Raw genomic sequence first — 4,646 nt, forward strand, 5'->3', positions numbered from 1 at the left:
GGTGATCATGTTTTTAACATAGTCGGCGTGCCCCGGGCAGTCTACGTGTGCGTAGTGGCGGGTCGGGGTATCGTATTCAACGTGAGAAGTGTTGATGGTGATACCACGCGCTTTTTCTTCCGGCGCGTTATCGATCTGGTCGAATGCGCGAGCGGCACCGCCGTAGGTTTTAGCCAGTACGGTAGTAATGGCAGCGGTCAGCGTTGTTTTACCATGGTCAACGTGGCCGATAGTACCGACGTTAACGTGCGGTTTTGTACGTTCAAACTTTTCTTTAGACATCGATTGTCCCTCTAAGACACGGATAAATCGGTGATATCACCACATCAACCAGGCAACACGCCCGACTTGTTGAATGCTAATAAACAGAAGAGAAAAACAGGAAGGAGAAAAGAAGTGGTGCTGATAGGCAGATTCGAACTGCCGACCTCACCCTTACCAAGGGTGCGCTCTACCAACTGAGCTATATCAGCACATCTTGGAGCGGGCAGCGGGAATCGAACCCGCATCATCAGCTTGGAAGGCTGAGGTAATAGCCATTATACGATGCCCGCATCCTGGAACTCGGCTACCTGATTTTCATTCTGCACTGAATATCGAGAGAAACTCTCTTTATTCGAGCCGGTAAGCGAACTTATCGTCTCGGGCTGCGCCATCGCGCGGCCGAAAATGGTGGTGGGGGAAGGATTCGAACCTTCGAAGTCTGTGACGGCAGATTTACAGTCTGCTCCCTTTGGCCGCTCGGGAACCCCACCGGACTTGATGGTGCCGACTACCGGAATCGAACTGGTGACCTACTGATTACAAGTCAGTTGCTCTACCTACTGAGCTAAGTCGGCATCAAGTAGCGCGCATTCTATGGAGACCTGCGTGCTCATGCAACTAAAAAATTGCATAAAATGTTCTATCGCTCACATTTTGCGCTATAAGAGACAAAAATGCTCTAATTTCAAACAAGAGAGCATAAATTTTCGGCATTTTACTGACCGTCAGACCAGGATACGACGCGGCATTTCAACGTTCCGTCGATAGAAAGCAATCTTCTGTATCTGGTATATTCGTCACATTGCTTCTCAGGGATAGCTTTCACAGCGAGATTTTTTCTTATTATTCCTCCCCATCTGGTGTTACCCTCCTGCCCATTGTCCAAATTAACTTAAATGTGACGTGCCGTTGCATGTCAGGGATGGCCCTCGTTCATCGCTGAACTGATGTAGCAATAGCAGCCAGAAACATGCTTATGAGTATAAAAGAGCAATCGTTAATGACGCCTTACCTACAGTTTGATCGCAGCCAGTGGGCTGCGCTTCGCGATTCTGTGCCGATGACCCTGACCGAGGATGAGATCGCGCAGTTAAAAGGCATTAATGAAGATTTATCGCTGGAAGAAGTTGCAGAAATATATTTACCTCTCTCCCGTTTGCTAAATTTCTATATCAGTTCAAACCTGCGTCGTCAGGCTGTCCTGGAACAGTTTCTGGGCACTAACGGCCAGCGAATCCCTTACATCATCAGTATCGCGGGCAGCGTCGCAGTGGGTAAAAGCACGACAGCACGCGTTCTGCAAGCGTTGCTGAGTCGCTGGCCGGAACACCGCCGTGTTGAATTGATTACCACAGACGGCTTCCTCCACCCAAACCAGGTGTTGAAAGAACGCGGGTTAATGAAGAAAAAGGGCTTCCCCGAATCGTATGATATGCACCGACTGGTGAAATTCGTTTCTGACCTCAAGTCGGGCGTACCGAACGTGACGGCGCCAGTCTATTCTCATTTGATTTACGATGTTATTCCTGAAGGGGATAAAACCGTCGCTCAGCCTGATATATTGATTCTTGAAGGTTTGAATGTTTTACAAAGCGGTATGGATTATCCTCACGATCCGCACCATGTATTTGTCTCTGATTTCGTTGATTTCTCTATTTACGTTGATGCGCCAGAAGAACTTCTTCAGACATGGTATATCAACCGCTTCCTGAAATTCCGCGAAGGGGCGTTTACCGATCCTGACTCTTATTTCCACAATTATGCGAAATTATCTAAAGAAGAAGCTGTTAATACAGCAGCTTCGCTTTGGAAAGAAATTAACTGGTTGAATTTAAAACAAAATATTTTACCCACGCGAGAACGTGCCAGCCTTATTATGACCAAGAGCGCTAACCATGCGGTGGAACAGGTAAGATTGCGGAAATAACAGAAAAAAGGGGAGTACCGACTCCCCTTTTTTACTATTCGGCGCTTCGCAGCGATATTTCTCCACCCATCCAGGGTTTAATCACGCCATCCTGTTCAAGCAATAATGCGCCCTGAGTATCAATGCCGCGAGAAATACCAAATATTTCTTTGTCGCCAATAATCAGTTTTACCGGACGACCAATAAAATTATCCAGTTTTTTCCAGCGCGAAAGATAAGGAGAAAGACCTTCTTGCTCAAAAAGCTCAAGCGCAGCACGTAGCTTATAAATCAGCTTTGCGGCCAGCATATTGCGGTCGAGCGTAATTCCGGCCTCCTGCAACGTGATCCATCCCTGATTTATCACGTCCTCTTCTACACGACGCATTGCCATGTTAATACCAGCGCCAATCACTATTTGTGCGGCATCGCCCGTTTTACCGGTTAACTCGACCAGAATACCCGCCAGTTTGCGGTCCAGTAGGTAAAGGTCGTTAGGCCACTTCACACGAACTTTATCTGCGCCCAGTTCACGCAGCACTTCCGCCATCACAATTCCAATAACCAGACTCAAGCCTATTGCCGCCGCAGGCCCCTGCTCCAGACGCCAGTACATTGAAAGATATAGATTCGCACCAAACGGTGAGAACCATTTACGCCCGCGACGACCACGCCCCGCCTGTTGGTATTCTGCTACACAGGCATCGCCTGAACGCAGCTCGCCAATTCGATCAAGTAAATACTGATTGGTTGAATCGATAACGGGCAATACCGCCACGTTTCCGCTATCCAGTTGGCTATGAATACGGTCAGCATCCAGTAACTGGATGGGTTCCGGTAAGCTATATCCTTTCCCGGGAACGGTAAATACATCTACTCCCCAGTCGCGTAATGTCTGGATATGTTTATTAATCGCCGCGCGGCTCATTCCCAGCCGTTCACCCAACTGCTCGCCTGAGTGAAACTCTCCGTCGGCAAGTAGTGAGATCAACGTCAGGGGAACGGTAGTATCTTTCATGCAATGCTCTCCACAGCGTTCACCTCTCCGGACCGACCAATAAAGCGAACCTCAGGCTCCAGCCAGACATTAAATTTTTCACCCACTTTTTGCCGGACATGATGCGCCAGCGCCACCACATCTTTACTTGTCGCATCATTCGCATTAATCAATACCAGCGCCTGTTGGCGATGCACCGCAGCGCCGCCAATAGTGATGCCTTTCAACTGACATTGGTCTATCAGCCAGCCTGCCGCCAGCTTCACTGAGCCGTCTGCCTGAGGGTAATGCGGCGCGTTGGGAAATCGTTCTAACAGTTCCATAGCGATATCGGCTGCGACAACGGGATTTTTAAAAAAGCTGCCCGCATTGCCATTCACTTTAGGATCCGGCAATTTTGTGGTGCGCATATGGCATACAGCATCAAACACCTGTTGCGCGGTGACCGTTTTCGGGTCCAGACAAGTAAGATCGCCATAGGTCAACACCGGCTGCCATTGCTTTGACAAACGCAGACCCACCGCGACGATCGCAACGCGATCCTGATATTCATTTTTGAAGATACTGTCACGATAGCCGAAACGGCATTCCGCCGCGGACAAACGCAGACGTTTTCCCGTTTCCAGTTCAACGCAGTCAACGTAGTCGCAGACGCGCTGTAGTTCTACGCCATACGCGCCAATATTCTGTATAGGCGAGGAACCAACGCAGCCAGGGATGAGCGCCAGATTCTCCAGGCCGGGCATGTTGTTGTCCAGCGCGTAGCGAACCAGCTGATGCCAGTTTTCGCCTGCGCCGACGTGTAGGTGCCAGGCGTCCGCGGTTTCATTCACCTCAATGCCTTTCAGGCGGTTAAGGATCACGGTGCCGGCGTAATTTTCCAAAAACAGGACATTGCTTCCTTCACCCAGGATCATAACCGGCAGTCCCTCACGAGTTGCTTGCTGCCAGGCGCTCAGTAGTTGTTGTTCGTTTTCAGCGCATACGATGTGCTTTGCACAATGATCAATGCCGAAGGTATTCCAGGGTTTTAGGGAGTGGGTCATGGCTGCTTTCCTGATACTCAATCGGCAATAGTTTACCGTATCTGTGTTGGGAAGGCTTGTGGTTATGTCGACGGAATAAGGCGGTATACACAGGCATTATGTCGATGCCGTAGGCCGGATAAGGCGAAGCTGCCATCCGGCGGTGCCGGTTGCCTGATGGCGCTGCGCTTATCAGGCCTACATTTTTACAGTTACCACACACGCAAAGAAGCCCGTCCAGACGGACGGGCTTCTTCACTTGTCTGATGCCTGGCAGTTTATGGCGGGCGTCCTGCCCGCCACCCTACGGGCCGTTGCTGCGCAACGAGTGCTCACCGACAGACCACAGATAAAACAAAAGGCCCAGTCTTTCGACTGAGCCTTTCATTCTATTTGATGCCTGGCAGTTCCCTACTCTCGCATGGGGAGACCCCACACTACCATCGGCGCTACG

5 protein-coding genes and 4 tRNA genes are annotated in these 4,646 nt (G+C 50.0%); 2 read left to right on the plus strand and 7 right to left on the minus strand.

The window, feature by feature from the left end:
- The 5 genes from ACLD3P_RS21755 to ACLD3P_RS21775 form a co-directional block, all read right to left on the minus strand.
- Positions 1-282, minus strand: a 282-nt coding sequence (locus ACLD3P_RS21755) for a GTP-binding protein (protein WP_001707331.1), incomplete at its 3' end; no start/stop codon positions are given.
- Between the two features lie 115 nt (positions 283-397).
- Positions 398-473 (minus strand) — tRNA-Thr (locus ACLD3P_RS21760).
- 6 nt (positions 474-479) lie between these two features.
- Positions 480-554, minus strand: a tRNA-Gly gene (locus tag ACLD3P_RS21765).
- A gap of 116 nt (positions 555-670) precedes the next feature.
- Positions 671-755 (minus strand) — tRNA-Tyr (locus tag ACLD3P_RS21770).
- An 8-nt stretch (positions 756-763) separates the two neighbouring features.
- A tRNA-Thr gene (locus ACLD3P_RS21775) sits at positions 764-839 on the minus strand.
- 19 nt (positions 840-858) lie between these two features.
- Between ACLD3P_RS21775 and ACLD3P_RS21780 the strand changes: the two genes are divergently transcribed.
- The gene (locus ACLD3P_RS21780) at positions 859-1,032 is read left to right on the plus strand and encodes a hypothetical protein (RefSeq protein ID WP_031602421.1); all 174 of its coding nucleotides are present in this window, start codon (positions 859-861) and stop codon (positions 1,030-1,032) included.
- Between the two features lie 208 nt (positions 1,033-1,240).
- Entirely contained in the window at positions 1,241-2,191 is a 951-nt protein-coding gene (gene coaA / locus ACLD3P_RS21785) for a type I pantothenate kinase (protein ID WP_000023068.1), read from the plus strand.
- Positions 2,192-2,225: 34 nt separating this feature from the next.
- Here coaA and birA read toward each other — a convergent pair whose 3' ends face one another.
- Positions 2,226-3,188, minus strand: coding sequence for a bifunctional biotin--[acetyl-CoA-carboxylase] ligase/biotin operon repressor BirA (gene birA / locus ACLD3P_RS21790; RefSeq protein ID WP_000655747.1), 963 nt, complete (start codon positions 3,186-3,188; stop codon positions 2,226-2,228).
- Positions 3,185-4,213: a UDP-N-acetylmuramate dehydrogenase gene (murB, locus tag ACLD3P_RS21795; RefSeq protein WP_131046903.1), complete on the minus strand. Its 1,029-nt coding sequence runs from the start codon at positions 4,211-4,213 to the stop codon at positions 3,185-3,187. Before murB ends, birA begins: the two co-directional genes overlap by 4 nt.
- Positions 4,214-4,646 lie beyond the last annotated feature (433 nt).

It is taken from the genome of Salmonella sp. 741265073_HBA, from assembly GCF_046569105.1.
Classification (GTDB): domain Bacteria; phylum Pseudomonadota; class Gammaproteobacteria; order Enterobacterales; family Enterobacteriaceae; genus Salmonella; species Salmonella enterica.